The sequence below is a fragment of the Streptomyces sp. NPDC003032 genome, assembly GCF_053591415.1.
Genome location: NZ_JBSFTT010000008.1, coordinates 291,287 through 314,476 on the forward strand (window position 1 = coordinate 291,287; position 23,190 = coordinate 314,476).

Genomic DNA, 23,190 nt, shown 5'->3' on the forward strand with positions numbered 1-23,190 from the left:
GCTACTGCGCACCATGCAGCAGCGTCCCTGGTTCGGCCGGCGCGACTTCCGCGGCCTCCGTCTTGGGATTGCGCCGCTGACGCTTGGACACCCACTGGGCGAACCACGACAGCAGCATGCACATCCCGATGTAGATCGGTGAGATCACCATGACCACGGGGATGAAGGGCAAATCGTAGTCGAGATTCGACGCGATCAGCTTCCCGGCGTGGAGGAACTCCTCGTAGGTGATCAGAAAACCCAGCGAGGTGTCCTTGAGGGCCACCACCAGCTGGCTGATGATGGCGGGCAGCATGGCGCGCAGGGCCTGGGGCACGAGGACGTAACTCATGACCTGGGTCTTGCGCATGCCCAGCGCGTACGCGGCCTCCTTCTGGCCGCGTTCCACGGAGTTGACGCCCGAGCGGAAGACCTCGGCGAGCACCGAGCCGTTGTAGAGCGTGAGTCCGGCGACGAGCGCGGGCAGCGGCTGCACCTTCAGCGCCACGAAGACGAAGAAGATCATCACCAGGACGGGCATCGCTCGGAAGAACTCCACCAGGAGCGTGGCCACCCAGCGCACCGGCCGGTGGTCCGAGAGCCGCCCCATGGAGAGCAGTCCGCCGAGCGCGAGCGCGAGGACCGCGGAGATCGCGAACGCCTTGAGCGTGTTGCCGAGGCCCCGCAGGAGCAGTTCCTGGATGCCCTCGTACTCGAAGGGCGTCCATTTGGTGGAGGTGAACTGGTCGGTGTCGAACAGCAGATACAGGATCCAGCCGACGAGGGCGAGCACGACCAGGGTGGAGAGCACCCCGTAGAGCCTGTGCCGCCGCACGGTCTTCGGCCCCGGGATGTCGTACAGGGCGGTGGAGTCGTGGGAGAGGGCTTTCATCGGGCGACTCCCCAGCGCTGTTCGAGGACATTGAAGATCGCGCTGATGGCGAGGGTGATGACGAGGTAGCCGAGGGCGATCCAGACGAAGGTCCAGACGATGTTGTAGCCCAGCTCGTTGAGCGTCTTGTACGTGCCGAGCAGTTCGGTGACGCTGAACGCGCCGGCGATCGCGGAGTTCTTGGCGAGCGCGATGAGGTTGGAGCCGACCGGGGCGATGACGGACCGGAAGGCCTGCGGGAGGATCACCATCGACAGGGTCTGCCCGAAGCTCATGCCGAGGCTGCGGGCCGCCTCGCCCTGCCCCCGGGGCACGGTGTTGATGCCGGATCTGAGCGCCTCGCAGATGAAGGCGGAGGTGTAGCAGCCCAGGGCGAGCACCGCGAAGACCTTGAAGGGCAGCACGAGCCCGAAGCGGGGCAGGCCGAGCAGCACGGCGAAGAAGAGGAGGGTGAGCGGCGTGTTGCGCAGGACCGTCACCCAGACCGTGCCGAAGGCCCGGAAGGAGCCGACGGGCGCGACGCGGAACGAGGCCATGAGGAAGCCGAGCACGAGCGCCAGGACCGAGGCGTAGACGGTGAGTTCGACGGTGCCGAGGAAACCTTCGCCGAACGTGGAGAAGTTGTCTGTCAGTACGTCCACGACGCCTCCTCAGCTCGCCGGGTAGCGGTCGATGGCGGGCGGCTTCGGCGCGGGCACTCCGGAGAGGCCGAGCGTGGCGTCGTAGGCCTTCTTCCAGTCGCCGTTCTTCTCGCCGGCGGCGAGGGCGTCGTCGATGGCGAGGCGCAGCGCGTTGTCGCGCCGGGGCACGCCGATCCCGTACGGCTCCTCGGAGAACGGCTTGCCGACCACCTTGAGTTCGTCGGGCACCTTGGCGGCGTAGCCGATGAGGATCGCGTCGTCGGTGGTGACGGCGTCGACCTGGTAGGTCAGCAGGTTGTCGACGCAGACGGAGTACGTGTCGTACGCGACGAGGGTGGCCTTCGGGTAGTCCTGCTTGATGCGCTGGTAGGGGGTGGAGCCGGCGGCCGAGCAGACGCGTTTGCCGTCCAGGTCGCCGGGGCCCTTGATGTCCTTCTCGTCGTGCCGTACGAGCAGGCCCTGGCCGGCCATGTAGTAGGGGCCGCCGAAGCCGACGAGCTTCTTGCGGTTGTCGTTGATGGTGTACGTGCCTACGTAGTAGTCGATCTGCCCGTTCTGCAGGGCCGTCTCGCGGTTGGCCGAGGCGATGGTCCTGAACTCGATCCTCCGGGGATCGAGGCCGAGGGAGGCCGAGATCATCTTGGCGATCTCGATGTCGAAGCCCGAGTAGGTGCCCGTCGCGGGGTCCTTCTCACCGAGGTAGGGCTGGTCCTCCTTGGCCCCCACGACGAAGCGGCCGCGGCTCCTGGCCTTCTTCCAGGTCCCCGACTCCGGCAGCTGGAAGCCGGCCGCCACCCGGTACTTGGGCAGCTCCTCGGCCGCGGGGCCCTTGGTCGGCGGGCTGCCGTCCTTTCCGCAGGCGGCGGAGGTGAGCGCGGACAGGACGAGCGCCGCCACGAGCCGGGTCGTACGCATGGTGTGTCGCTTCACGAGCACGTCGCCCCCGTCAGTGCTTGAGGATCTTGGAGAGGAAGTCCCTGGCGCGCTCGCTCTCCGGGTGGGTGAAGAAGTCCTCGGGGGCCCGGTCCTCGACGACGCGGCCGTCGGACATGAAGACGACGCGGTTGGCGGCGGAGCGGGCGAAGCCCATCTCGTGGGTGACGACGACCATGGTCATGCCCTCGCGGGCGAGCTGCTGCATGACCTCGAGGACCTCGTTGATCATCTCGGGGTCGAGGGCCGAGGTCGGTTCGTCGAAGAGCAGCGCCTTGGGGTCCATGGCCAGTGCGCGGGCGATGGCCACGCGCTGCTGCTGGCCGCCGGAGAGCTGTGCGGGATACTTCTCGGCCTGCGAGGCCAGGCCCACGCGCTCCAGGAGTTCCCGGGAGCGGCGGTCCGCCTCGTCCTTCTTGCGGCCCCGCACCTTGATCTGCGCCAGCGAGACGTTCTGGAGAACGGTCTTGTGCGCGAAGAGGTTGAAGGACTGGAAGACCATGCCGACTTCGGCGCGGAGCCTGGCGAGTGACTTTCCCTCGTCGGGCAGGGGCTGCCCGTCGAGTCTGATCTCCCCGGACTGGACGGTCTCCAGCCGGTTGATCGTCCGGCACAGTGTCGACTTGCCCGACCCCGACGGGCCGATGACGACGACCACCTCTCCCTTGCCGACGGTGAGGTTGACGTCCTGGAGGACATGCAGCTCCCCGTAGTACTTGTTCACATCACGCAGCTCGATCAACGGATCGACGGCCATGGCGAGACCTGCCCACTCTCAGCTGTGTACGTCCGCGCAAACTATCCACGTCAAAACGGGACTTACTGGACGACACGCTCGTATGGGCATTAACCGTATTTGAGGCAACTCCGATTACGTTTCGGCGGTCTCTGCGTCTTACGTTTCGGCGGCCTCGGCGTAGATCTGTGACAGCTCGGGCGCCCCCTGCACCGCCCAGTCGAGCCCCGCCTCGACGACCGGGATGTCCCGTCCGGACTTCAGCCGCACGACGGGGCTGCCGCCGGGCCACACGTGCCAGGTGGCGCCCGGCACGGTCCGCACCACGATCGTCCCCAGATAGAGGCCCGCGTCGTTGCCGAGCCACGGCAGCAGCTCCGGGTCGTCGCGCCAGCGGGGCAGGAGCTGGTCGAGGGCGGTCAAGGACGCCGGGGAGTCGTCCAGTTCGAGCCCGGCCGCGGCCGCCTGGGAGCGGAGCAGCTCGCACTCGGACAGCAGCGCGGCCACTCCTTGCGGATCATCCTCGAACACGGCCGCGAGCCCCTCGCCCGCCGGCTCCGCCGCGGAGTGCTGCCTGCGCCACTTGCCGAGGAACGGGATGTTCATGATGGCCTCTCCGTCGCACCCGGAAGCGAATGTCCACGTTCACCAGAATGTATCTGGTGCAAGTTGATCACGGAATCCGATGAATCGCTCCGCGCGCGGCGAGGTCCGGACCGACGCTCACAGCAGCCCCAGGTCGCGGGCGCGCAGGGCGGCCGGTCCCCTCGCTGAGGTACAGCTGCGCCGCGATCTCCCGGTTGGTGCGGCCGCGCGCCACGAGCCGCAGGATGTCGATCTCACGGGGGCTGAGGGCGCCGGCGGGCCCGGCCGCGGTGACCGGGGACGGCAGTGCGGCGGCGAGCCCGGGGAGCACCGATGAGTCGAGCTGGGTGACACCCGCGTGGGCCAGGCGGACCGCGTGCGCGAGGTCGTCGGCGGGCAGGTCCTTCAGCAGATAGCCGCGGGCGCCCGCGCGCAGCGCCTGGTGGTCGGCGCCACGCTGGTCCGGCTGTCGGTCGCGCTGTGGCGGCCCGCGCCGACGCGCGAGTCCGCGGTCTCCACGCACCGGGCGGCCGTCTGAGCCGTCGCCGTCGGTGACCTGTGGAACGTCGGCGGACGTCTCACAGGTCGCGAGGGACGTCTCACAGGTCGCGGCGGTCGACCGCGAGCACGGCGACGGCCACCGCGGCGAGCGGCCAGACGGCCAGGACGATCCACGCGCCCGCGGCCGTCGACGGATAGAGGGCCTGTACGTCACCCGTCCCGGCAAGCCGCAGCCACGCCTTGTACGGCATGGCGTGGCCGACGACAGCCGTCCAGTACCGGTCGTCGCTGAGCACCATGGGCAGCAGGAGCAGGAGCACGAAGGTGGCGACCATGGTGCTGCCGCTGTGCCGCAGAACGGCGCCGAGCGCCATGCCGGCCAGGGCGCAGACGGGCGCGAGGAGCGCGGAGGCGATCACCAGCCGCCACGCCCCCGGGTGGCCGATCGGGACGCCCACGTCGCGGCCGGACAGGATCGCCTGGGTCAGCCAGAAGGAGCCGCCCGCGACGACCGCGCCCAGGGCGGTCATGACCGCGGCGACCACCAGCACCTTGGCCGCCATCAGCTGCCGCCGGGCCGGGACGGCCGCGAACGTCGTACGGATCAGCCCGGTCCGGTACTCCGCGACGATCGCCAGGGCGCCGACGGCTCCGGCCGCGACCATCAGGGCCAGGGACGCGTTCCCGGTGAAGGCCTCCTGGAGGGGCATCCCGTCGCGGATGAACCGAGCCCGGTCGGCCGCTTCGTTCGCGTCGTTCGCGTGGCTCTCCGTCCAGTAGCGGTACGTGTCCCATGCCGAGAGCGACGCCGGTCGCGCGGAGGCGTTCGGGTGGGTGCCGGACGGCGCGAGGGAGCCGGCGCCGCTCGGGCCCGCCGCGGGCCTCGCGGACGTGGACCGGCTCGCCGCGGCGACGACGGCCGCCGGGGTGCGCGTGGACGTGCGGTGGCGGGGCGAACGGCGGCCGATGCCCGCCGACATCGACCTGTCGGCGTTCCGCGTCATCCAGGAGTCGGTCACCAACGTGGTGCGGCACGCGGCCACCACGTCCTGCACGGTGACCGTGGAGTACCGGGACGAGGAGATCCTCATCGAGACCGAGGACGCGGGCCGGGGCCGCGTCGCCAGCGCGCCCGGCCCCGGCATGAGCAACGGCCCCGGCACGGGCAGCGGTCCCGGCTTGGGCAACGGCCCCGGCATGAGCAGCGGTCCCGGCTTGGGCAGCGGTCGCGGATACGGCCTGGTCGGCATGGGTGAGCGAGTCGCCCTGCTGCGCGGTGAGTTCAGCGCCGCGGCCCGCCCGCGGGGCGGCTTCCGTGTGACGGCCCGGCTGCCGCTGCCCGCCACGGCAGGTGTGCGATGACGATCCGCGTCCTGCTCGTCGACGACCAGCCCCTGGTCCGTACCGCCCTGAGCATGGTCATCACCGAGGCCCCTGACATCGAGGTCGCGGGCGAGGCCTCGTCGGGCGACGAGGCGGTCCGAAGGTGCGTGGAACTGCGCCCGGACGTCGTGGTGATGGACATCCGTATGCCCGGCATGGACGGTATCGAGGCCACCCGCCGGATCACGTCGGGCCCGGCACCCGCACACGTCGTCGTCCTGACCACATTCGATGACGACGACTACGTGTACGGGGCGCTGCGCGCCGGAGCCGCCGGTTTCCTCGTCAAGGACATGGCGCTCGACGACATCCTGGCGGCGGTGCGGACCGTCGCGACCGGGGACGGTCTGATCGCCCCGAGCGTCACACGCCGGCTGATCAAGGAGTTCGCGAGCCGCCGCGCCACGCCCGCCCCGCCCCGCCCCGCGAGGCGACGATCGAGGGCATCACGGGCCGCGAGCGCGAGGTGCTGACGCTGGTGGGCCGCGGCCTGTCCAACACGGAGATCGCCGAGGAACTCTGTCTCAGCGTGGCCACCGCCAAGACGTATCCGACCCGTCTCCTGGCGAAGCTGGGCGCCAGGGACCGGGTCCAGCTGGTGATCCTCGCCTACGAGACGGGGCTGGTGTCGGCGGGCCGGTGAGCGCGTCCAGGTGAGTTCACGCCGTGTCCACGCGCGACTCGTTGACGTGTCTCTGACGTCTCCTTAGCTTCATGGCGCATCTGTCATCACGTGGGAGGGGACTGTCGTGCGCCGACGTATCCGGGGGGCGGCCGTCGCGCTCGCCCTCTGCACGGGCATCGTCCCCGTGTGCACGGGCATCGTCCCCGTGGCCACCGCCGAGGCCGGGGCCGCGGACGCGGCGGCAGCGGACACGGCTCCCGACAGACCCCGGCCGCTCCCACTGGAGCGGCTCTTCGACAACAGGGCGGTCAGCGACGACGCCCGACCCGGCGGCGCCGACTTCGACGGGGCGGGCGGCTCGCTCTCGGCGCGCGACCTGACGGCGGCGGGCTGGACTCCGGGGCGGTCCCTGGGTGTGGACGGGGCCCGGCTGACCTGGCCGCGCACGGAGCCCGGCGAGCCGGACAACGTACGGGCCGACGGCCAGTCGGTGCGGGTGCGCGGCCGCGGGGACGCCCTGGCCTTCCTGGTCGCGGGCACGGGCGGCGAGGCGAGCGGCACGGGCACGGTGCGCTACCGGGACGGCTCGCGGGGCGGCTACCGGCTGACCGCGCCGGACTGGCGTTCGGGCCCGCTCGCCACGAAGTCCGTCGCCCTGCCGCATATCAACACCCCCGGAGGCCAGATCGCCGAGAAGGCGCGGTTGTACGTGGTGACCGTGCCGCTCGCCCGGGGGCTCGAGGTGGCTTCGGTGGAGCTGCCGCGCGACCCGGGCGCCCCTGACCTGCATGTGTTCGCCCTGTCGGTGCGGGCGTCCGCCAAGGGGTGGACCGGCAGCTGGTCGGCGTCCACCGCCGGGTACACGGCCGTCGGGCCCTGGAGCGACCGCACCGTACGGCTCGTCGTGCACACCAGCACGGGCGGGCCCCAGGTGCGCGTCCGGCTCGACAACACCTTCGCGGCGGCTCCGGTGCGGATCGGCGGCGCGACCGTGGCGGTGCAGAAGGCCGGGGCGGGAGCCAAGGGTGAGCCGCGGCGGCTGTCGTTCCGGGGCCGGACGGGCACCGAGATCCCGGCGGGCGCCCAGGCGTTCAGCGATCCGCTCGACTTCGACGTGCCCGCCGACGCGAATCTGCTGGTGAGCTTCCATCTGCCCGGCCCCGTGGCGACGGCGCCCGTGCACAGCCAGGCCGTCCAGCGCTCGTACGTCAGCGGCCCCGGTGACCACGCGGCGGACGGCTCCCCGGCGGCGTACACCTCGACGATCACGACGTGGCCGCTGCTCACCGGCGTCGACGTGGGCGGCGGGCCCGGCTCCGTGGTGCTGCTCGGCGACTCGATCACCGACGGCGTGAAGTCGACGCGGGACGCCAACCGCCGCTGGCCCAACGTCCTGGCGACGCGCCTCCTGAACCAGTCCGACGTGCCGCGCTACGGCGTCCTCAACCAGGGCATCTCGGCCAACCGCGTGGTCGCCGACCGCTACCCAGGCGACGGTGTCTCCACCGACACCGGCGGGGTGAGCGCCCTGCACCGCCTGGACCGCGACGTCCTCGCGCAGACGTCGGCGCGCACGGTCGTGGTCTTCGAGGGGGTCAACGACGTGCGCTGGGGCGCGTCGGCGGACCAGGTGGTCGCGGGGCTGCGGGAGATCTCCGGCCGTGCCCGGTCCCGTGGGCTGCGCGTCGTGGCGGCGACGATCGCCCCCTGTGAGGGGGAGTCGCTCTGCACGGCGGCGGCGAACGGCCGGCGGGAGGCGGTCAACGCGTACATCCGTGAGGGCGGCGACTTCGACGCCGTGCTGGACTTCGACGCGGTGCTCCGTGACCCCGCGCACCCCGCGCGGCTGCTCCCCGCCTATGACAGCGGGGATCACCTGCATCCCGGGGACGCGGGGCTCGCGGCGCTGGCCTCGTCGGTGGACCTGCGGAAGCTGGCGGGCTGAGCCAGGGGCCCTGAGAGGTCCGGGGGGTCAGACGTCCAGGTCCACGACGACGGGGGCGTGATCGGAGGCGCCCTTGCCCTTGCGCTCCTCGCGGTCCACGTAGGAGTCGGTGACGGCCTTCGCGAACGGTTCGTTGCCGTACACCAGGTCGATGCGCATGCCCTTGTTCTTCGGGAAGCAGAGCTGGCGGTAGTCCCAGTACGTGAACGGGTGGTCGTACTTGAGGGGGCGCGGCACGATGTCCGTCAGGCCCGCCCCCCGGAGGCCGGCGAGGGCGGCGCGCTCGGCGGGCGTGACGTGCGTGGAGTCCACGAAGAGCGACGGGTCCCAGACGTCGTCGTCCGTCGGCGCGACGTTGTAGTCACCCAGTACGGCGAAGGGCCGCGAGCCCCCCGCGTCCCCGGCGACGGCCGCCTTCAGGGCTTCGAACCACTGGAGCTTGTACGCGTAGTGGGCGTGGTCGACCTCTCGGCCGTTGGGCACGTACACCGACCAGAGGCGGACCGGGCCGCAGGTCGCGGAGATCGCGCGGGGCTCCTCCACGCCGTCGTATCCCGGATCGCCCGGCAGGCCCTTGACCACGTCTTCGAGGCCGACCTTGGAGATCAGCGCGACGCCGTTCCACCGCCCGGTCGCGTGGACCGCCGAGTCGTAGCCCAGCTCGCGCAGCTCGGCTGCCGGGAAGCTCTCGGCCGTCGTCTTGGTCTCCTGGACGCACAGCACGTCCGGGCCGGTGCTCTCCAGCCAGGCGAGCAGCCTCGGCAGCCGAGCGGTGATCGAGTTCACGTTCCAGGTCGCGATGCGCATGTCCCACAACCTACCGGGCGCCACTGACAGTCAGAGTTCGGCCGTCTCCCCCGGCGTCAGGCGCAGGTGCTCCGCGCCGCCCAGGGAACCGATCTGGTTGTCGTAGATCGGCCGGGCGAGGTCGGTGAGGAGCGCGTCGTGGATGTCGTAGGCCCGCTGCGGCTTGACCTCTCGTACGTAGTCGATGACCTCGGAGATCTTGCTCCAGGGCGCCATGACGGGGAGCATCAGCGTCTCCACCGGCTGGTCGGGGACGGTCAGGGCGTCGCCGGGGTGGAAGACCGAGCCGTCGACCAGGTACCCCACGTTGGCGATGCGCGGGATGTCCGGGTGGATCACGGCGTGCAGCTCGCCGTGCGCCTGGACGTCGAACCCGGCGGCCGTGAAGGTGTCGCCGTGCCCGACGGTGTGCACACGGCCGGGGAAGGCGGCCGCGACCTGGTCCGCGACCGACTTGAGGGTCCAGATCTCGGCGTCGGGGCGGGCCTCCAGGGCGGCCCGCAGCCGGCCCTCGTGGAAATGGTCGGGGTGCTCGTGGGTGACGAGGATCGCGTCGGCGCCGACGGCGGCGTCGTCCTCGCTGAAGCCACCGGGGTCGATGACGAGCGTGCGTCCGTCCTTTTCGAGACGCACGCACGCGTGGGACTTCTTTGTGAACGTCATGCGCTTCGCGCGCGCGGGAGCGTTGTCCGCGGGGGTCTTCATGCCAGTCATCCCCCCATCCTGCACCGCTCCACCACGCATCGCTCCACCACGCATCGCTCCACCACGCATCGCTCCACCACGCATCCTGCTACTCCTGAGGCGTGGTTTCCTCACGGATCACGGCCTGGGCGACCTTGAAGGCGGAGTTCGCCGCGGGCACGCCGCAGTAGACGGCGGCCTGGAGCAGCACTTCCTTGATCTCGGCCGGCGTGAGGCCGTTGCGCAGGGCGGCGCGGGTGTGGAAGGCCAGCTCGTCGAGGTGGCCGCCGGCGACGAGGGCGGTGAGGGTGACGCAGCTGCGGGAGCGGCGGTCCAGGCCGGGGCGGTTCCAGACCTCGCCCCAGGCGTAGCGGGTGATGAGCTCCTGGAAGTCGCCGGAGAAGTCGTCGGCCGCGGCGAGGGCACGGTCCACGTGGGCGTCGCCGAGCACCTCGCGGCGGACTTTGAGGCCCGCCTCGTACGGGTCGTTCCGGACGGTGCCGATCACGGCCTCGGGCTGCTCCGCCGGGGCGATCGCCGCCACGGGAGCGACGGGCGGCGGGGACAGGACGGGCTTGACGGGCGGGGGCGTGATCGCCGCCTGCGTGTCCTCCCAGGCCGTGGAGAAGTGGCGTACGAGGAGATCGGTGACCGCGGCGGGCTGCTCCACGGGCGCCAGGTGCGAGGCGCCCGGCACGACGGCGAGCCGCGCGTCGGGGATCCCGGCGACGAGGGTGCGGGCCTCGGCCTGCCCGGTGACCTGGTCCTCGGAGCCGACGAGGACCAGCGTGGGCACGCCGATCCTGCCGAGGTCGGCGCGGACGTCGAAGGCGGCGAGGGCCTCGCAGGCGGCGATGTAGCAGCCGGGGTCGGTGGTGCGCACCATCTGCACGGCCCAGTCGGTGATCGCGGGCTGGGCGGCGGCGAAGCCGGGCGTGAACCAGCGGTCGGGCGCGGAGCGGGCCATGGGGTCCAGGCCGTTGCTGCGCACGATGACCCCGCGCTGGCGGAACTCGTCGGCGGTGCCGAACCGCGGCGACGCGGCGATCAGCGCCAGCGAGGCGACCCGCCCCGGATGCCGCAGCGCCAGCTCGGCGCCGATGGCCCCGCCGAAGGCGCAGCCCGCGTACCCGAAGCGCCGCACGCCCAGCTCGTCGAGGGTCGCGAGCAGCCGCCCGGCAAGCTCCCCGACGGACCCGCAGGGATGCGCGGGCGCGCCGCCGTGCCCCGGCATGTCGAAGCGGAAGACCCGCCAGTGCCGGATCAGCTCGGGTATCTGCCGGTCCCACATGTGCCATGTGGTACCCAGTGAGGCACCAAGGATCAGGACCGGGGCGTCTTCTGGCCCGTCAAAGCGGTATTGCAGGGTGTTCATCGGTGTCTCACTCACCCGTCTGACCCTCTCATCAGTCATAAAAAGTCACATCGCCGGGGTGAACCTAGCCGACCTCAGCCCTCTCGCGACGGCAGGTCCGGACGCTGCCGGAACCCTTGAGCGTCCAGGCGTGCGTTCTCCAAAGGTTTCCTGGTGACTGGCCCGGGTGGGACATCGTGTGCAGCGGTACCTGCAAGCCGGATGGACCCTCCCGATCGCGGCCACCGGTCAGCTTGGGGGACCCGGGACCAGGGTGTGATTCCAGTTGCCGTGGAACGCATCGGGTGTGATCGGCAGGGCGTGGAACTCGGCGGTCGTGACAGTGGTGCCGAGCGCGTAGTCGCCGGTGGCCTTGGTGTCGACGCTGATCACCGGCTGGCCGTCGTCGAGGAAGGCGGTGGCGGTGGCGTTGATGTGGACGAACTGGGCGTCACGGTCCGGATGGCGTGGGGATCGCCGCGGGTGTGCGGCTCGATCAGCATCTCCAGAGCCGGCAGCAGACCGGTATCGGTGGCCGTCGACGGCTTGCGCCCGCCTCCCGGAGCCCGGATACGGTGCGTCGGCGCCGCGTGCGTCTCCAGTTCGGTGATGCCGCGCGCGATGGTGGCGGTGCTGGTTTGGGAGGCGGCGGCTACCGGGCGATTCCGCCATGACCGAGCGGGACGGCCTCGCTGGCGAGGTAGAGCCGGCGACGGCGCTCGTCGAGATGCGTCAGCACCCGCTCGAACGTGCACTGCAACTGGGCAGCACAAACGCGGACTTGCGAAGGCACAGACACGTTCCAGCGTCCCGCTGACGACTGTCTCGCAGGGCAACTCTGACAGTTATTTATGGACAAGCCCCTGCGGTGCCGGTGTACTGGCGCTGGACACCGCAGGGTTTACGGTGTGACGTGCGGCCACCGCATGATCTTCAGTCTTCACACACCCGTCTCCACAGCGCGTCAGGCTCGCGCAGCGTCTGCCTGCCATCCTATGTCTGGAGGACTTGTGCAACGTGGCGAAGTCTGGTGGGCCCAGTTCGACGAGCGGAGGCTGGTCGTACTGCTGTCGGGAGACGACGCGTCCGGTATCCGGGTGATGCAGGTCGTCGCTCCGGCGGGCGTCGACATCAGCGGTCTGGGCATCGAAGTGATGGTCGGCACCAGTGAAGGTCTGCCGTTCGAAGGCGTGCTGCGGCTCGCGTTCCCGTGTCCAGGCTTCACCCCTTGCACGTGGCTGACCACTGTGTCCCGGGACGACTTGATAGAGCGGGCGGCCGTCCTGTCCTCCGTGAAGCTCAGTGAGATTGACGATGCCCTACAACTCGCTGAACAAGCGCAGGAGCGGACCCCGGCAACGACCGCGAAGCTCAGCGAGATGAGGGACGCCCTCCGTCTCGGTGAACTCGGGTGAGATGATCGACGCTGGCCACCTGTCGCCTCGGCGCCCCTCACCATCGAGATCACGATCTACGGCTGGAGTACTACTGATCTTTCCGATGGGTTGTCGCGGAGGGTGACGGTGTTTGGTCCCTGCGGTATGTCGTAGTGATGCGGTATGCGCGGGATGGTGGGCTCGGGCCCGGCCGGCAGGTTGCCCGGGAGCGGATACGGATGCTCGCGGGACAGGGGTTTGACCGGGGTGAGAAGAACACGGTCATTGCCAGGGAATCGCGTGTCGGCCTTCGTTCGGTTGAGCGTTGGCGGCGGGCCTGGCGCGAGCAGGGCCCCGATGCGTTGCGTTTTCCCGGGCCGGCTAAGCGTGTCGTGCTCCGCTCGTCGAGGCCGCGCGGGTGAAGGGCTCAGCCGACCAACAGAAGGAGGAGCAGTCTGAGCAGTACTAGGCCGGTAAGCACTGTTCCAGCGATGAGCAGTGGGCTACGTGCAGACTCCGTGGGCGGCCAGGACGCCGGATATGAGTAGGAACAGAAGAGTGACAGCTAGCCCGCCCCCACCACGCGCGACGAGGCTGAAGATCAGGTAGGTCAGGAAGAACTGTGGGAGCCCCAGGAGCCACACCTTCCGCGCCTCTGCCGGATTTGGGACGGCTGGGGGCAGAGACGCAGTGGGCCTAGGGGGCATGACCGGCGGCTGAGGGCCTGCGACCGTGTCGTGGGAGGGGGTATGCGTCGTTGGGGTGGAAAGCGGCTGAAGAGCTGCGCGCAGCCGTTCAGGATCCCGGAGGGCGTCTGCCGTACCAACGAATAGAACAAGGCAGCGCCGATTCGGGCAGGCCCACAAGATTGCGGCCGTACCGGAGGCCGTTGACCAGAGAAGCACCGCCAGGCACGAGTGGTTGTCCAACTGCCCTGGCGAACCACCCGGGTTCGGTGTCGGAGGACACCTTGGCAGCTCTCGCCCCTGGCCCTGTGCGCCCGGTTGCGAAGCTTGGCTACTTCTTGGCGGCGGCCTGTTCCTCTGCGGCCGTGACGGTGGCGGGCTTTCCGTCCTGGAGTTGCTGGAGACGCTTTAGCGTCGCGCTGAGCATGGCCTGCGCCCCCGAGGGATCACCACCGGTGTTGCCGTCGACCTGCACGCGGATGACGACTTTCCCCGAGCGGCTGTATCCGTCGACGTCGTCCTCACTGGAGCCAGGGTTGATCACGAGCGTGCTCTCGTCGCCCACCGGCGGCTTCGCGGGCTGCTCCTTGTTCTTCTCGGTGCCCTTCCACGCCACGTACGCGTTGTGGGCGTTCTTGGCCGTGTCGAAGAGGCAGATGTGCACATCGGCCATGTTGAGCGTGGAGCCGTTGTACTCGTACGAGGCGTCGCTGCCCCGGGCCCACCCCTTGGGGACGGAGTTGTCTTGTGCGGGGTTGCAGTACTGCCCGTCCGTCACGTCCTTGGTGCCGTGCACGGTGTACCCGGGAAGGTTCTCGTCGTCGCCCAGCACTGCTTTGGTGAGGTCGGCCTGGGTGAGGGCCTTCGTGATCGGCTTCGGAGCCGGGGAGGAGACCTGCTTGTCGCCGCCCTGGGCATCGGAGGCGCGGTCCGACTCGTCGCCACTGGAAGAACAGGCCGTGAGGGCGGCCAGCCCGGCGAGTGCGACGGCAGGGGCGAGTGCGAGGCGTACGCGTGACATGAGCAGAGCCTATCCATCATGATCATGAACCGGAAGCGCCTGCGCCCTTGAGAGCCGGTCCCCTCTGGCAGGGATGCCGACGGTTCACCGGCGCCGGGTTTTCAGGCCCCGGTCACCGGCGCCTATCAGCGGCGGCGCCTCGCTGCCGCGTTTTAGACGCCGCGCGCGTACTTCTGGGTGACATCGCCTAACTTGCCGATCCGCTCGGTGGACCAGCCGTACGGCTCCTCGGTCAGCGCCAGCGCGGCGTCCTGGAGGAACGGCATCGCGGCCTTCCTGCGGGCGGTGGCGACCGACACCGCGGCGGCGAGCGAGGGCAGCCGGTCCGCGGCCTCCTCGCGGTCGGGGCGCGGCACGCCGGCCTTCTCGGCGGCCGCGATGCGCTGCGCGGGGCGTCACGCGGGCTTGAGGTCGCCACCGGGGTTGATGTTCGCCTTCTTGTCGCCGTACAGGGCGTAGCGGCGCATCTCGGAGTAGGCGGCGGAGGAGCGGGACACCTAGGGCGTGTCGCAGGAGTTGTCGGTGTGCTGGATGGGTGTGGCTGAGCGCCGTAGCTGCCCGCGGCAGCGCGGGCTGAGATTGGTACCGCGCGACCAACAGCCGGGCCGGGCAGGTGCTTCGGGGTGAGGTGAAGGACATTGGCGCATTCGGGCATTGTCGTGCGAGCGACGGGCGGGTAGGACCGGGACGACCAGATATGCATACCGCCAGTGTCGCGACACGGGGGAACTGGCATGACGGCAAGCGCACCAACAGGCGGGACACCGGAACCGCAGCCGAGCGTCGGCGGACACAGCGCTCCAGAACCGACGGGGCAGCAAGAAGGCTCGGACGCGACCGCGCCGTCCGCCGCTCATCAGCCCCCGCCGCAGAGGTCCGCCGATACGGGAGGTGGACCCGACGAGAGCTTAGGGGCGATCACCTTCGAAGCACTCGGAGCGGACCCCGCTGCCTCCCGGCGCAAAAGAATCTTGTGGCTGTCGGTGACGGCGACGGCCGGTCTCCTGAGCGTGCTGGGCGGGACGCTCCTCGGCTACTACATGATCAAGCCGAGCGTCACCAGGGAGAACGATTCCGACAAGGGGTACGACGCCTCCCAAGCGCCTTTCACGGCTTCCGTGCAAACCGAGTTGGGCGACCCCCGTCAGGACTGGGTGATGGTCCTCGACCGTGCACTGACCAAGGGCGAGACGCGAAAACTGACCTCCATCAATGACCCCTCTTCCACCTTCGCATACCTCAAGTCACTCGGTGGCCGCCTGCTGACCTACGCGTCCCACCTGGAACACGCCCCCGAGCAGTACACGCAGCGGACATCGGCCGGCGGCATGGAACTCTCCGGCACCTTCAAGCTGAAACTGCTGAGCACCCGGTCCGCCCCCGTGGTCATCGACGACTGGCAAGCCACCGACGTCACCTGCCGGCCGAGCAGCGCGAAGACGGTCGTCGGCTATCCGGCGCAGGGAGGAGTCGCCTACCAGGGGATCCGGGTCCACGTCCCGCCCCGGAGCGGCGAGCCGGTGCTGACCGATGAGGACGAGGGACAGGGCGAGCCCTACTTCGACACCCACGTGATCGAGCTCGGGAACGGCCAGTCCTCGGGCGCCATGCGGGTGGAGGCGATCGCGCCGCCCGGACGGACGTGCGAGTGGGCAATCAAGGTCCACTACGTCGACGCCTACCAGAAAGATCAGTGGCTCCAGTTGAAGGACCGCGACGGAAAGGCGCTGCGCATCCGCACGGAGTCCGCCCCCGCCGAACCCCGGCAGGCCTGGGTCTTCGGGCCCGTCCCCTGGACGGCGTGCCACCAGAAGACAGAGGAGCCGATGTGCGACTCGGTCTAGCCGGAAAGGCCGCGGTCTTTGCGGTCCTCGCAGCCTTGCCCCTTCAGGCATGCACCTCTCAACCCAGCGCGGAGAGACCCGCGTCCGGGGCTTCGGCGCGCTCGGCGCCCTACCTGGGCAACCGGGGATACGCCCTTCCGGACAGTCCCTTCACCCGCAAGGACACGGTCATCACCGCCAGGTGTGCCATGGGCGCCCGCTACGTCGGCGTCGTGGTGACAGCGTGGGATCCGGAGAGCTGGAAACCGCGCGCGACACGGTGGTTCGCCGTTCCGGAGAACGCCGCGTTCAACAATTATCCCGGCGCCAAAACGGTCCACAGCCCACTCGTAGACCTCTGCGCCGGAAAATCGGACGCACCGGGTGCCTATCCCACGGAGAGCCTGGAACACATCGCTCCCCGGGTCCGCGCGCTCTTCGACCTCTCGTACACACGCATGGCGGTAGTCCTCCGCGACTCCGGAGGCAAGGACGCCTCGCACGTCGGTTTCGTGAAGAGCGACGCGAAACACGACGACTTCGTGCGCCTGAGCGGTGCCGCGGGCGACGACGAGCAGAACGCGGTGATGTCACCGGACGGGAGCACTGTGTGGTTCACGTACACGGACCAGGACGGCCGGAAGAGGATCGGATCCCGGTCCGCCGAGGGCGACCACCACCTGTCGGACCAGGGCCCGGCCGCGGGAGACAACCTGCCCCTGACCATCACCGGCAAGCCCGCGCGCGCCGTCCAGGCCAACATGGTGCGCCTCGCGCCGGGCGGCCGTCGACTCACAGCGACCGCACCCAAAGTCTTCGGCACCGTCTTCGACACCTGGAACTCCTCAGGTCCGCTCAGCAGGACGTCGGCGCGCGAGGCCGTGCTGCTCAGCGGATGCGCCGCCGTCGTCGGCTGGGTCGCTGACGAACGGGTGCTGTGCCGCACGTCGTCCGGTTCATTCCGGACCATGAACGTTCGCACCGGTCGGGCCGCGGGCGCCCCGATCAGCGTGGTCGGCCCACAGGACGGCACCGTCGCGGAGGGGATGCTGGTGTCGCCCGACGGAACGAAGTTCATCGTCTCCGTCCACCGACCCAATGCCGAGAAGGACCCCGACTATAGGTACCACGCGCCCGACTTCCGGGTGGTGCCGGCCACACGGGGAGGAACGGCGAGCGATCTCGCCGACGCGGAGCTGGACGTACTCACGGTGTTCCTGAGCTGGTCGTGAGCAGCTGTGCGGGCCCGGCGCCGGCCTCGGGATGGTGGCCGGTGCCGTGGACGATGCACGGGCGCGCCGCGCCGCGAAGGGAGTGGCGGGGCGTACGGCGTGACCGAACCCGAGTGGGGCGTCTGGCTATCCACACCCGCAGAGGCGAGTTGGCGTGGCTTGGGGGCCGCTCCTGGGCTGCTGGGGCCGCTAGGGTCCCAGGGCGTGACGGAGAAGAAGGGAACGGCGCTGCTTGTGCGGGTGCGGTGAGAACGCAGAGACAGGCCAATGTTTCGTGGCGGCCCACGATGTCATTGCGGCTGCCGCCCTGCGCGCCGTGGAGGAACTGCGCCTGCCCCGCCGGCTAGCCGCGCTGAGGTTCGGTCCGGAGCGCTCGGTGGTTGAGGCGGCTGTCCGGGAGGCGGACTGGGTGCGCTGTCCCGTGTGCGCGTACGTCGGGCCGTCGTCCGCCCACACCTGCGCCACCGACGCCTGCTGAGCGCGGTCCGGGCGGCTGGCCGGATACAGATGGCCGGCGCGCACTGGACCCTGCTGCTCACCACCGGCAGGCCGTTGTTCGGCAGCCCGCACAGCCAGCGTGCCCAGTCGCTTTACGCGGTGCTGGAGCAGGTGGCGGCTCAGCACGCGGTGCGGGGCCGAGGAACCAACCCCATGAGACAGCACAGCTAGGCGAGCAGTCGGCGCGTCTTCACCAGGGACGGCGCCTTTTCACCAGGGACGGCGCCTTCACGGCCGGCTTGTGCCGCCTACGGATCCGCTGGGAACGACGCGACGACATCCACGAAGCATTCCTCAGCCTCGCCGTCTGCCTGATCACGCACCGCCGCGTTCAACGGCTTTGTCAGGGCCAGTCAAGCGGGAAGGTCCTTCGCCAGTTCCTCCGCCACGGCGAGGCAGGCGGCGAGGCGTTCCCGCTGGTCTTCGCCGAGGGGTGTGCCCTGCACGCGGGTCAGCAGCTCACGGGCCCGTTCGGGATCCTCCTGGCGCAGGGCGAGCTCCGCGCGGTATACGAGGGCCTCGATGAGGTCCGCGGGGTGCGCGGTCTCCTCTTCCCGGGCCAGGGTCGCGTCCAGGATCTTGACGGCTTGGCCGGTGTCACCCTTGGAGTCCCCCAGGACGACGGAGTTCTCAAGCGCCGTGGCCAGCTTGTTCGTCGGGGATGGCGCGGCGGTCGGCTCGCCGTGTTCCGCGGCGTTGAAGATCCGGATCCAGTTGCCGCCCGGATCAACCATGGTGAACCCCGTCCTGCGGCCGTCGTTCTTGCGCTTGCGGGGCGTGGTCACCCTCGGGATCCCCGAGGCGGGCACCTTGCCGTACACCCGGCGCAGACCGTCCGCGAAGGCCCGGTGCAGGACGCCGGTGTCCGGGACGTAGACCGCGCAGGCACCGTAGGAGTCGGTGGGATCGAAGCCTTCGATGGCGAAGAAGTGCATCTCGAGGTCTTCACGGCGAAGTGCGATGTAAGGGTTGGGGCGGGTCTGCCGGTAGGTGGTGGTGAACCCCAACGCCTCGTAGAAAGTGGTGACTTCGTCGATCGAGCGGCAGGGCAGCTGGGGTATGGCAACCTCGTGGGCCATACGGACTCCTCAACTCGTCAAAGCTGTCCAGCTGTTAGCGTAGCGCGGCACTTCTGTGGCTGCGGGCATCACGCCCATCCCTGCGGTACGGGGCGTCGGCTCTCCCTCGCCGCCTTCAAGCCCCGGTCCGGCCGCGGGCCTCGGCTCGCGGCCGGACCGGCAGCAACCACTGGCCGTAGACCGGGTGTACAGGACCACGGTTTGCGGGCCTGCCCTCACAGTTCGCGGCGTGGTCAACCCTCGTCGTAGCCCGAGGCGGCTTTCTCGATCGTGCGCGGTACGGCGGCGTTGGCCGTATGCGGCTGCTGGTACCGCTACAGGCTCGTCACCTCGATCGCGCCCTTGGGGCCGCTCGTCCCACGACACGCTCGAGGCGGAACGCCGCGCCCGACAGCAGGGACTGCCCGTCAGCACGGCTGCGTTCGCGGCCGTTCAGCCTGCCCGTCATCGTAAGGTCGAGCGGTGTCGCGACCTCCGAGGTGGCGCCCTCGTCCAGCACGGTTTCCACGAGGAAGAGGCGGGCCCTGCCATGACGAGGCGTTTCGCCCTCCGCAAGGGGCCCCGCCCGCCGCTCGGTGTGACGTCATCCAGTACTACCCGGCACAGGCCGCCCGGCTACTCCTCCACGTCACCGACGGCGACCTCTGGCACGGGCATCCCGTACCCGACCCCGCGCCACTGGCCGTACTGGGTGCCAGAAGGGGCCGGACCCGTGGCGCCCAGCCACTTCTTGTTGGCGTTGTACCAGTTGCCCACCCGGCCGGGGGCCTGGTTGTTGTACCAGGATCCCGCCTTCCTCCAGCCGCTTGGCTCCTCGTGGAAGGTGCACGAGAACCACTCGCGCTCCGCGCCTGTGTACTTGGCGGCCCGAGTAGCCACACAAGGCCCCAGGGGTGCATGTGTGGGCCATGGCAGACGCGTCACCGCTCCTGCCGAGTTCGCGCGCGTACTTCTCGCCGGGCAGAGGCAGCAGCAGCCGGCCATCCGTGTAGCGGATCTCATCGGCAGCGGTCTGCCTGCCGCCCTCCTGAGCCAGGGCCGTGTCGACTTCGTTCTGCGCCTGCAGGGCGTCCGCTGAGGTCGTCCTGGGTCGAGTTCACCGGGTTTCGGATCGTTGCGCAGCCGTGTCCCGAGGGTGAAACAAAGTACGTCACAGGCTTGGGTTGGCGAGAGCGGCGGTATCGGCGGAGTTCGGCGCGGACGGGCGCCATCTGACGGTGGTCGACGAGGACGGTGAGGAATTCCAGCAAACACAGGTGTGGGATCTGCGCAGCCGACGGCACCTGTCGAGTGTGCGCGCTCCTGTGGTGCAGGAGTACCCGACCAGTGTGAGCGCCGACGGCCGCGCCCTCGCACTGTGCCGGGCCCCCATCGTCTGGAGATACGTGACCTCCGTACGAGGCGGGCCCATCACCTCCCCCGGGCCACGAGCGCTGCCCGGGTCGCTTGCCCCGACCAGGACCGCTACGCCCCGGGAGTGTTCGCCCTGCGGCCGGGCGGTGATGTGCCGGCGGCCGTGGACGACAACACGATCCGGCGCTGGATCGTGCGCACGGCCGCGAACTGCCCCGAACTGCCCTGCTCAATATGCTGGTTGCGTTGAGAGTTCTAGGGATAGACGATTTTGGGACCAAACGCGGCAGGAAGTACGGGACCGTCCTCGTCGACGCCGCAAGTCGCAAGATCGTGGATCTGCTGCCAGGGCGGGAGAAAGAACTGGTAGCCAGTTGGCTGTCCGAGCACCCGGGGGTCGAAATAATTTGCAGGGACCGGGCTGGCGGCTACGCTGAAGCGGCGAACGCGGGTGCACCTCAAGCATGACAAGTAGCCGATCGCTGGCATTTAAGGGACAACTCGCGCACGCTGTCGAGCGAACCGTCATCGCCCACCGTGCCTGCCTCGTGCCACCGGAGCTGGCGACTCGGACCCGTCAACGCCACCGAGAGGTTCAGCAACTGTTCGCACGGGGCCGTTCAATCAGCGGTATTGGCCCGGAACTTGGAATGGGACTGTCGCGAAATATGCGAGCAAGGCTACCCAGGGCGTACCGCACAAGCAGTTCGGCACTACCTGCGTCCTCCTCGGACATCTCCGGGATCGATCCGTTCACCAATGCCCGTCCTCAAGCCGCAACAGGTGACCGACTGGATCATGTGGCATCCAGATCGTTCAGATCGTTTGCACCCGACCGAGAAACAACAACTCGATGAATCCCTGCACCACTGCCCCGGGGTTGGCAACTGTCCACGGCCACGTCCATGCCTTCGCCCGCATGCTCTGCGATCTGCCCGGCGAGAACCTTAAAGAATGGCTCAGTGTCATCAGTTCCAGTGGACTTCCCGCAATGGTCGCCCTGACTGACGGGTTACGGCGTGACGAGAAAGCTGTCGCTGCTGGACTGACCCTCGCTCACGGGAATCTTGGCAGAGCCTCTCGATGAAGCCGCGCCGCTCGTGGACTTGGGCGCCTCACGGCCGCACACCCACCGTCCCGGTTCATGGTGGCTCCCGCGGCCGGTTCTCCCTTGCACCGGTCTGCGCGAATGCGCCAGTACGCGGCTGATCACGACTGGCTCACCGTCATTCAACCGCCCAGCTGTTGCCCGCAGCTCAACCCGGTCGAAGGCATCCGGTCTCTGCTGCGGCGCAACGCCACCGCGAACGTGCTTTTCAACGACGGCGATCAGCTGGAACGGACAGTCCGAGGAGGCCTGCGCGGAATCCAGCGCAGACCCGGCCTCATCGACGGATGTCTGCAAGGCACAACACTCAGCCTCACACCACCTGACCGTTACACCCGACAATCCATCGGACAACTCAGTAGGTAGGGTCGTGGTACACCGAGCAGGAGAGGTAGTCGCATGGCCAGCGAGATCGTAATTGCGCAGACGACCATCGACAACGAGGACCAGGCGAAGGCCCTGGCGCGGGGCGCGGTCGAGGGTCGGTTGGCGGCATGCGCGCACATCGACGCGCCGTTCTCGGCCGTCTATCGGTGGAAGGACACCATCGAGACTGCCCAGGAGTGGCGTATCTCGTACAAGACGACCACGTCTCGGCTCCAGGACCTTGCGGCTTGGGTGGCTCAGGAGCACACCTACGAGGTTCCGGAGTGGATCACCCTCCCCGTGACCGGCGGGTCCGAGGCGTACCTGAACTGGGTTGTCGAGGAGACCGCCGCGCCAAAGGGCTGGGCCGTGTTTTAGAAGTGGCTGCTGTGTCATGCCGTGTGCCGTGATGACTTCGGTGTGGGGCGAGGGGATCTTACGGATGGCCAGTGGCCGGTCCTGGACCCATTGTTGCCGGTCGCGGTTGTTGGTCGGCCGTCTTGGCATCGACGGAAGCTGATCGACGGGATTCGCTATGCTTCCGGTGCCCGGCGTGGCGGACAGGGCCAGAAGGAACCGCCGGGCGGAAGCTGCCCCGAGCCTGACGGCCATGGTCTGGGACGCTCACGTGGTGGCTGGACCACGAAGATTCATCTGGCCTGCGAGCAAGGGCAGCGGCCGCTTTCGATGCTGATCACGGCCGGACAACGCGGTGACGGTCCGCAGTTCGTCGCCGTGCTGGAAGCCATTCGCGTGCCGCGGCTCGGCGCGGGCCGTCCTCGCGTTCGTCCGCTGCGGGTGCGGGGTGACCGTGCCTACTCGTCCCGGGCCAACCGCGCCTGCCTGCGGCGCCGCGGCATCCGGTGCACCATCCCGGAACCGGCTGATCGGGCAGGGCATCGCAGTCGCCGGGGATCAACGGGCGGTCGGCCTCCCGCGTTTGACCGCGAGGACTACAAGGCTCGTCACGCTGTTGAGTGCGGGATCAACCGGCTCAAGCGCAATCGGGCCGTGGCCACCCGGTTCGACAGGCTGGCCGTGCGTTACCCGACAGTCGTCCAGGTCGCAGCGATCAACCAGTGGCTGTAGTCAGTCGGGTCCGTGCGATGCTGACTTGATCGGATGCCGGCGCAGGGAGAGGACCGCCCGATGGGGGCCAGAGGCTATGGCGTGGTCAGCGAGAACGGTGACCGCATTGAGGGCGCCTCCGAGGATGCCCTGTTCGAAATGATCAGCGCACTCGACGACACCGGCAACACCTTCATCGTCATCGGGCCCGACACGGACGACCCAACCTGGTTCGCGTCCGTGGCCGTCCGGGACGAGGGCGGATACGAGATCGTCCGCCGCGATTCAGCCCGTCATGAGCACGAGGTCCACACGGAGACCGACATCAGCCGAATCGCGTTCGACCTCATCGTCTGGCTGGCCGCACGCAACTTGCCAGGACGGCCGGCCAGACGGGTCACCGACTTCTAAAACACTGCCTAAAGGGTGTTGCAGAAGGCCGTGGTCACCCAGCGCGAAGTGGGCGGCTGGTCTGCTGGTTCATGCGGCGAGGGCGAGGTTGTGCATGGTGGCGA

Annotated in this window: 25 protein-coding genes and 4 pseudogenes; 13 read left to right on the top strand and 16 right to left on the bottom strand. The window is 69.3% G+C overall.

The genetic code is table 11. From position 1 onward, the window contains the following. Position 1: 1 nt before the first annotated feature. The 7 genes from ACWDZ7_RS14610 to ACWDZ7_RS14640 all read right to left on the bottom strand — a co-directional run bounded on the left by ACWDZ7_RS14610 (position 2) and on the right by ACWDZ7_RS14640 (position 4,977). Entirely contained in the window at positions 2-871 is an 870-nt protein-coding gene (locus ACWDZ7_RS14610) for an amino acid ABC transporter permease (protein WP_451797052.1), read from the bottom strand. Next, positions 868-1,512: an amino acid ABC transporter permease gene (locus tag ACWDZ7_RS14615; protein ID WP_451797054.1), complete on the bottom strand. Its 645-nt coding sequence runs from the start codon at positions 1,510-1,512 to the stop codon at positions 868-870. The genes ACWDZ7_RS14610 and ACWDZ7_RS14615 overlap by 4 nt, the downstream gene beginning before the upstream one ends. 9 nt (positions 1,513-1,521) lie before the next feature. Then, complete coding sequence (locus ACWDZ7_RS14620) at positions 1,522-2,427, bottom strand: glutamate ABC transporter substrate-binding protein (protein ID WP_451797056.1); 906 nt, start codon at positions 2,425-2,427, stop codon at positions 1,522-1,524. A 31-nt stretch (positions 2,428-2,458) separates the two neighbouring features. Further along, positions 2,459-3,202: an amino acid ABC transporter ATP-binding protein gene (locus ACWDZ7_RS14625; protein ID WP_451797057.1), complete on the bottom strand. Its 744-nt coding sequence runs from the start codon at positions 3,200-3,202 to the stop codon at positions 2,459-2,461. A gap of 138 nt (positions 3,203-3,340) precedes the next feature. Further along, positions 3,341-3,787, bottom strand: a complete 447-nt coding sequence (locus ACWDZ7_RS14630) for a DUF6278 family protein (RefSeq protein ID WP_451797058.1) — start codon at positions 3,785-3,787, stop codon at positions 3,341-3,343. 67 nt (positions 3,788-3,854) lie between these two features. Further along, positions 3,855-4,289, bottom strand: coding sequence for a LuxR C-terminal-related transcriptional regulator (locus tag ACWDZ7_RS14635; RefSeq protein ID WP_451797060.1), 435 nt, complete (start codon positions 4,287-4,289; stop codon positions 3,855-3,857). A 76-nt stretch (positions 4,290-4,365) separates the two neighbouring features. After that, positions 4,366-4,977, bottom strand: a complete 612-nt coding sequence (locus ACWDZ7_RS14640; RefSeq protein WP_451797061.1) for an ABC transporter permease — start codon at positions 4,975-4,977, stop codon at positions 4,366-4,368. Between the two features lie 130 nt (positions 4,978-5,107). Here ACWDZ7_RS14640 and ACWDZ7_RS14645 point away from each other — a divergent pair. The 3 genes and pseudogenes from ACWDZ7_RS14645 to ACWDZ7_RS14655 all read left to right on the top strand — a co-directional run. After that, positions 5,108-5,629, top strand: a pseudogene (locus tag ACWDZ7_RS14645) (sensor histidine kinase); the annotation flags it as partial. Next, a pseudogene (locus ACWDZ7_RS14650) lies at positions 5,626-6,293 on the top strand (response regulator transcription factor). The pseudogenes ACWDZ7_RS14645 and ACWDZ7_RS14650, both read left to right, overlap by 4 nt. Positions 6,294-6,399: 106 nt before the next feature. Then, positions 6,400-8,220: an SGNH/GDSL hydrolase family protein gene (locus ACWDZ7_RS14655; RefSeq protein ID WP_451797063.1), complete on the top strand. Its 1,821-nt coding sequence runs from the start codon at positions 6,400-6,402 to the stop codon at positions 8,218-8,220. Positions 8,221-8,247: 27 nt separating this feature from the next. Here ACWDZ7_RS14655 and ACWDZ7_RS14660 read toward each other — a convergent pair whose 3' ends face one another. From ACWDZ7_RS14660 to ACWDZ7_RS14680, 5 genes and pseudogenes are all read right to left on the bottom strand, one after another. Further along, positions 8,248-9,027, bottom strand: a complete 780-nt coding sequence (locus ACWDZ7_RS14660; protein ID WP_451797065.1) for an exodeoxyribonuclease III — start codon at positions 9,025-9,027, stop codon at positions 8,248-8,250. A 30-nt stretch (positions 9,028-9,057) separates the two neighbouring features. Next, positions 9,058-9,690, bottom strand: a complete 633-nt coding sequence (locus tag ACWDZ7_RS14665) for an MBL fold metallo-hydrolase (protein ID WP_451797107.1) — start codon at positions 9,688-9,690, stop codon at positions 9,058-9,060. A gap of 130 nt (positions 9,691-9,820) precedes the next feature. Then, positions 9,821-11,101, bottom strand: coding sequence for a bifunctional 3-oxoadipate enol-lactonase/4-carboxymuconolactone decarboxylase PcaDC (gene pcaDC, locus ACWDZ7_RS14670; protein WP_451797066.1), 1,281 nt, complete (start codon positions 11,099-11,101; stop codon positions 9,821-9,823). Between the two features lie 213 nt (positions 11,102-11,314). Then, a complete protein-coding gene (locus tag ACWDZ7_RS14675) occupies positions 11,315-11,458 on the bottom strand; it encodes a hypothetical protein (RefSeq protein ID WP_451797109.1) in 144 nt (47 codons plus the stop codon). Continuing rightward, positions 11,435-11,864 (bottom strand): annotated as a pseudogene (locus tag ACWDZ7_RS14680) (ISAzo13-like element transposase-related protein); the annotation flags it as partial. The gene ACWDZ7_RS14675 and the pseudogene ACWDZ7_RS14680, both read right to left, overlap by 24 nt. Positions 11,865-12,075: 211 nt before the next feature. Between ACWDZ7_RS14680 and ACWDZ7_RS14685 the strand changes: the two are divergent. Both ACWDZ7_RS14685 and ACWDZ7_RS14690 read left to right on the top strand, forming a co-directional pair. Then, complete coding sequence (locus ACWDZ7_RS14685) at positions 12,076-12,480, top strand: type II toxin-antitoxin system PemK/MazF family toxin (RefSeq protein ID WP_451797067.1); 405 nt, start codon at positions 12,076-12,078, stop codon at positions 12,478-12,480. Between the two features lie 137 nt (positions 12,481-12,617). Further along, a pseudogene (locus ACWDZ7_RS14690) lies at positions 12,618-12,827 on the top strand (helix-turn-helix domain-containing protein); the annotation flags it as partial. A 631-nt stretch (positions 12,828-13,458) separates the two neighbouring features. Here ACWDZ7_RS14690 and ACWDZ7_RS14695 read toward each other — a convergent pair. Together ACWDZ7_RS14695 and ACWDZ7_RS14700 are read right to left on the bottom strand one after the other, a co-directional pair. Then, a complete protein-coding gene (locus ACWDZ7_RS14695; RefSeq protein WP_451797068.1) occupies positions 13,459-14,148 on the bottom strand; it encodes a hypothetical protein in 690 nt (229 codons plus the stop codon). A gap of 152 nt (positions 14,149-14,300) precedes the next feature. Continuing rightward, positions 14,301-14,504 carry a hypothetical protein gene (locus tag ACWDZ7_RS14700; protein ID WP_451797070.1) on the bottom strand — a complete coding sequence of 68 codons (204 nt, stop codon included), beginning with the start codon at positions 14,502-14,504 and terminating at the stop codon, positions 14,301-14,303. Between the two features lie 627 nt (positions 14,505-15,131). On the opposite strand from ACWDZ7_RS14700, the gene ACWDZ7_RS14705 reads away from it, so the two are divergent. The 3 genes from ACWDZ7_RS14705 (at position 15,132) to ACWDZ7_RS14715 (ending at position 17,872) form a co-directional block, all read left to right on the top strand. Next, positions 15,132-15,992, top strand: coding sequence for a hypothetical protein (locus ACWDZ7_RS14705; RefSeq protein WP_451797072.1), 861 nt, complete (start codon positions 15,132-15,134; stop codon positions 15,990-15,992). Positions 15,993-16,027: 35 nt separating this feature from the next. After that, the gene (locus ACWDZ7_RS14710) at positions 16,028-17,203 is read left to right on the top strand and encodes a hypothetical protein (RefSeq protein ID WP_451797073.1); all 1,176 of its coding nucleotides are present in this window, start codon (positions 16,028-16,030) and stop codon (positions 17,201-17,203) included. Between the two features lie 423 nt (positions 17,204-17,626). Then, a complete protein-coding gene (locus ACWDZ7_RS14715) occupies positions 17,627-17,872 on the top strand; it encodes a hypothetical protein (RefSeq protein ID WP_451797075.1) in 246 nt (81 codons plus the stop codon). 182 nt (positions 17,873-18,054) lie between these two features. Here the strand turns inward: ACWDZ7_RS14715 and ACWDZ7_RS14720 are convergent, their stop codons facing one another. Together ACWDZ7_RS14720 and ACWDZ7_RS14725 are read right to left on the bottom strand one after the other, a co-directional pair. Further along, the gene (locus tag ACWDZ7_RS14720; protein ID WP_451797077.1) at positions 18,055-18,780 is read right to left on the bottom strand and encodes a VOC family protein; all 726 of its coding nucleotides are present in this window, start codon (positions 18,778-18,780) and stop codon (positions 18,055-18,057) included. Between the two features lie 615 nt (positions 18,781-19,395). Next, the gene (locus ACWDZ7_RS14725) at positions 19,396-19,659 is read right to left on the bottom strand and encodes a hypothetical protein (protein WP_451797078.1); all 264 of its coding nucleotides are present in this window, start codon (positions 19,657-19,659) and stop codon (positions 19,396-19,398) included. 22 nt (positions 19,660-19,681) lie between these two features. Between ACWDZ7_RS14725 and ACWDZ7_RS14730 the strand changes: the two genes are divergently transcribed. The 5 genes from ACWDZ7_RS14730 to ACWDZ7_RS14750 all read left to right on the top strand — a co-directional run bounded on the left by ACWDZ7_RS14730 (position 19,682) and on the right by ACWDZ7_RS14750 (position 23,086). Continuing rightward, positions 19,682-19,858 (top strand): hypothetical protein, encoded by a 177-nt coding sequence (locus tag ACWDZ7_RS14730; RefSeq protein WP_451797079.1) that lies wholly within the window; start codon positions 19,682-19,684, stop codon positions 19,856-19,858. 509 nt (positions 19,859-20,367) lie between these two features. Then, positions 20,368-20,601, top strand: a complete 234-nt coding sequence (locus ACWDZ7_RS14735) for a transposase (RefSeq protein WP_451797080.1) — start codon at positions 20,368-20,370, stop codon at positions 20,599-20,601. A gap of 1,039 nt (positions 20,602-21,640) precedes the next feature. Then, positions 21,641-21,985, top strand: coding sequence for a divalent-cation tolerance protein CutA (cutA, locus tag ACWDZ7_RS14740; RefSeq protein WP_451797081.1), 345 nt, complete (start codon positions 21,641-21,643; stop codon positions 21,983-21,985). Positions 21,986-22,027: 42 nt separating this feature from the next. After that, the gene (locus ACWDZ7_RS14745) at positions 22,028-22,696 is read left to right on the top strand and encodes an IS5 family transposase (protein ID WP_451797108.1); all 669 of its coding nucleotides are present in this window, start codon (positions 22,028-22,030) and stop codon (positions 22,694-22,696) included. Between the two features lie 33 nt (positions 22,697-22,729). After that, positions 22,730-23,086, top strand: coding sequence for a hypothetical protein (locus tag ACWDZ7_RS14750; protein ID WP_451797082.1), 357 nt, complete (start codon positions 22,730-22,732; stop codon positions 23,084-23,086). Positions 23,087-23,190: the final 104 nt, after the last annotated feature.

Excerpts from the sequence above, each read along its gene's own strand:
- ACWDZ7_RS14610 (WP_451797052.1), bottom strand. The coding sequence starts at position 871 with ATGAAAGCCCTCTCCCACGACTCCACCGCCCTGTACGACATCCCGGGG.
- ACWDZ7_RS14735 (WP_451797080.1), top strand. The coding sequence starts at position 20,368 with ATGCTGGTTGCGTTGAGAGTTCTAGGGATAGACGATTTTGGGACCAAA.
- ACWDZ7_RS14695 (WP_451797068.1), bottom strand. The coding sequence starts at position 14,148 with ATGTCACGCGTACGCCTCGCACTCGCCCCTGCCGTCGCACTCGCCGGG.
- ACWDZ7_RS14640 (WP_451797061.1), bottom strand. The coding sequence starts at position 4,977 with ATGCCCCTCCAGGAGGCCTTCACCGGGAACGCGTCCCTGGCCCTGATG.
- ACWDZ7_RS14630 (WP_451797058.1), bottom strand. The coding sequence starts at position 3,787 with ATGAACATCCCGTTCCTCGGCAAGTGGCGCAGGCAGCACTCCGCGGCG.
- ACWDZ7_RS14750 (WP_451797082.1), top strand. The coding sequence starts at position 22,730 with ATGCCGGCGCAGGGAGAGGACCGCCCGATGGGGGCCAGAGGCTATGGC.
- ACWDZ7_RS14665 (WP_451797107.1), bottom strand. The coding sequence starts at position 9,690 with ATGACGTTCACAAAGAAGTCCCACGCGTGCGTGCGTCTCGAAAAGGAC.
- ACWDZ7_RS14660 (WP_451797065.1), bottom strand. The coding sequence starts at position 9,027 with ATGCGCATCGCGACCTGGAACGTGAACTCGATCACCGCTCGGCTGCCG.
- ACWDZ7_RS14620 (WP_451797056.1), bottom strand. The coding sequence starts at position 2,427 with ATGCGTACGACCCGGCTCGTGGCGGCGCTCGTCCTGTCCGCGCTCACC.
- cutA (WP_451797081.1), top strand. The coding sequence starts at position 21,641 with ATGGCCAGCGAGATCGTAATTGCGCAGACGACCATCGACAACGAGGAC.
- ACWDZ7_RS14625 (WP_451797057.1), bottom strand. The coding sequence starts at position 3,202 with ATGGCCGTCGATCCGTTGATCGAGCTGCGTGATGTGAACAAGTACTAC.
- ACWDZ7_RS14720 (WP_451797077.1), bottom strand. The coding sequence starts at position 18,780 with ATGGCCCACGAGGTTGCCATACCCCAGCTGCCCTGCCGCTCGATCGAC.